This is a genomic window from Mesorhizobium sp. M2A.F.Ca.ET.037.01.1.1 (assembly GCF_003998075.1).
GTDB lineage: Bacteria > Pseudomonadota > Alphaproteobacteria > Rhizobiales > Rhizobiaceae > Mesorhizobium.
Genome location: NZ_RZSA01000854.1, coordinates 1 through 2,895, shown reverse-complemented (window position 1 = coordinate 2,895; position 2,895 = coordinate 1). Strand labels below are relative to the sequence as shown.

Sequence of the window (2,895 nt, the reverse complement as noted above, 5' to 3'; positions counted from 1 at the left end):
GTGCGCGACCGCATCTTCGCAACTTTACTGGGGATATCGGGGAAAGCGCCGGAAGAAGGCCATGCCAAGCCGCAGCTTATTTTGTGGCCGGAAACATCGGTGCCCTTCCTGTTCACCGAGCGTCCGGAAGCGCTCACGGCTCTGGGCGACATGCTGGCCGAGGGCCAGATGCTGATTGCCGGCGTCGTGCGCGAGGAAGGCGGATCGGCGAGCGCCGGCAGCCGCTATTACAATTCCGTGGTGGCGATCAACGACAAAGGCGAGATCGTCGATGCCGTCGACAAGGTGCATCTGGTGCCCTTCGGCGAATACCTGCCCTTCGCCGATCTTTTCCAACGCTTCGGCATAGGCCAGCTCGTTGCCGGACCGATGAATTTCGCCGCCGGCAACGAGCGGCATCCGATCAGTCTGCCGGGCGGCCTGCGTGCCGCGCCGTTCATCTGCTACGAGGTGATCTTTCCCGATCTCGTCGCCGCCGACGCTGCGTCATCTGACGTGATCGTGAACGTCACCAACGACGCCTGGTTTGGTGACACGCCAGGCCCGTATCAGCATTTCAGGCAGGCGCAGATTCGCGCGGTGGAGAATGGATTGCCGCTGCTGCGCGCGGCCAACAACGGCATCTCCGCAATTGTCGATTCGCGCGGGCGCATCATCGATGCGCTTGCCGTCAACGCGCGCGGCGCCATCGACGCGCATGTGCCGGTTTCTGGGCGCGCCCTCCTGTCTCCCGAACAGCGGCATTTTAACGGATTGCTGATCATGTTGCTGTTTGCGCTGATGGCCTTCACCTTGAATGTAAGGCAGCGGCTACGGGTGAATTGACAGTCGGCACATTAGAAACTCATACTGTAACGCCTAAAATTTTTCGAAGTCGGTTGGAGGGTTCTGTTGGGGCAGGTGGCTCCGGCTTCATATGGGCGGAACAAAATAGAAAAAGCCGGAAAAATTCGGCGAGGAAAAAATGACAGAAGAGAACAAGAAGAAGCCGAATCCGATCGACATTCATGTCGGGAGTCGCATCCGGCTGCGTCGCAATATGCTTGGAATGAGCCAGGAAAAGCTGGGTGAAAATCTCGGCATCACCTTTCAGCAGATCCAGAAGTATGAGAAGGGCACGAACAGGGTTGGCGCCAGCCGTCTGCAGGCGATCGCCTCCATCCTGAGCGTTCCCGTCGCCTTCTTTTTCGAGGATGCCCCGGGCGAGGAGACCGGTGGCGGCAATCGGGGATTTGCCGAAGACTCCTCGATGGCCTTCGCCATCGAATTCTGCGGTAGTCCCGAAGGGCTTCAGCTTAACCGGGCTTTTGTCAAGATCGGCGACGTGAAGGTGCGCCGCCGCATCATCGATCTGGTGAAGGCGCTCTCCGCCGAGGACGCCGATTGATTTTTACCTATGCCGCCGGCGGCGCCCCGCCGCTGGTGGCATAGCCGGCTTGCCTACATTCATGCCAGATCCGTCGCGCCGCTTGACGAGCGGCGCCCGGCACCGCTAACACGTGGCGCGCCAAAAATCGGCAACCTGCCGATTTTTTTTCAAGAGGGGACACCCGTGACGCGGCAGAATTATCTCTTCACCTCGGAATCCGTCTCCGAGGGTCATCCCGACAAAGTTTGTGACCGCATCTCCGACGAAATCGTCGATCTGGTCTATCGCGAAGCCAAGAAGACAGGCATGGATCCGTGGAAGGTCCGCGTCGCCTGCGAAACGCTGGCCACCACCAACCGCGTCGTCATCGCCGGCGAGGTCCGCGTCCCCGACACGCTTTTGAAGAAGGACAAGGCCGGCAACGTCCTCAAGGATGCGTCCGGCCACCCCGTGGTCAACCCGGCCAAGTTCAAGTCGGTCGCCCGCAAGGCGATCCGCGAGATCGGCTACGAGCAGTCCGGCTTCCACTGGAAGACCGCCAAGATCGACGTGCTGCTGCACGGCCAGTCGCCCGATATCGGCCAGGGCGTCGACAACGCCGCCGACCGCCAGGGCGAGGAGGGTGCCGGCGACCAGGGCATCATGTTCGGTTACGCCTGTCGCGAGACGCCCGACCTGATGCCGGCGCCGATCTATTACAGCCACAAGATCCTCGAACTGCTTGCCGCCGCGCGCCATGAAGGCAATGGCGAGGCCGGCAAGCTCGGCCCGGACGCCAAGAGCCAGGTCACCGTGCGCTATGCCGACGGCAAGGCGGCGGAAGTCACGCAGATCGTGCTCTCCACCCAGCATCTCGATGCCAGCTGGGACTCCAAGAAGGTCCGCAAGGTCGTCGAGCCCTATATCCGCGAGGCGCTTGGCGACCTGAAGATCGCCGAGGACTGCAACTGGTACATCAACCCGACCGGCAAGTTCGTCATCGGCGGGCCTGACGGCGATGCCGGCCTCACCGGCCGCAAGATCATCGTCGACACCTATGGCGGCGCGGCACCGCACGGTGGCGGCGCCTTCTCGGGCAAGGACACCACCAAGGTCGACCGTTCGGCGGCCTATGCGGCGCGCTACCTTGCCAAGAACGTGGTGGCGGCCAAGCTCGCCGACCGCTGCACCATCCAGCTCTCCTACGCCATCGGCGTCGCCCAGCCGCTGTCGGTCTATGTCGACCTGCACGGCACCGGCAAGGTCGAGGAATCGAAGCTCGAGGAGGCGCTGCGCAAGGTGATGGACCTGTCGCCGTCGGGCATCCGCCGTCATCTCGACCTCAACAAGCCGATCTACGCAAAAACCTCGTCCTACGGCCATTTCGGCCGCAAGGCCGGTCGCGACGGTTCCTTCTCCTGGGAGAAGACCGATCTCGCCAAGGCGCTCAAGGACGCCGTCGCCGCCTGACGCCAGCTAACGCAAAGGATAGGCCGAGCCGGGCGACCGAAGGATTCTTCGGTCGCCGGCACGGCAAGACCATACGC

Annotated in this window: 3 protein-coding genes; all 3 read left to right on the top strand. The window is 62.3% G+C overall.

Annotation, left to right across the window (positions count from 1 at the left end; translation table 11 throughout):
• A partial coding sequence (gene lnt / locus EOA27_RS30210; RefSeq protein WP_127257953.1) for an apolipoprotein N-acyltransferase occupies nt 1-825 on the top strand: 825 nt, incomplete at its 5' end.
• A gap of 139 nt (nt 826-964) precedes the next feature.
• Nucleotides 965-1,387 carry a helix-turn-helix transcriptional regulator gene (locus EOA27_RS30205; protein WP_095819313.1) on the top strand — a complete coding sequence of 141 codons (423 nt, stop codon included), beginning with the start codon at nt 965-967 and terminating at the stop codon, nt 1,385-1,387.
• A gap of 165 nt (nt 1,388-1,552) precedes the next feature.
• Entirely contained in the window at nt 1,553-2,818 is a 1,266-nt protein-coding gene (gene metK / locus EOA27_RS30200; protein WP_126079416.1) for a methionine adenosyltransferase, read from the top strand.
• Nucleotides 2,819-2,895 lie beyond the last annotated feature (77 nt).

Coding starts and splice junctions, on each gene's coding strand:
- EOA27_RS30205 (WP_095819313.1), top strand. CDS start 965: ATGACAGAAGAGAACAAGAAGAAGCCGAATCCGATCGACATTCATGTC.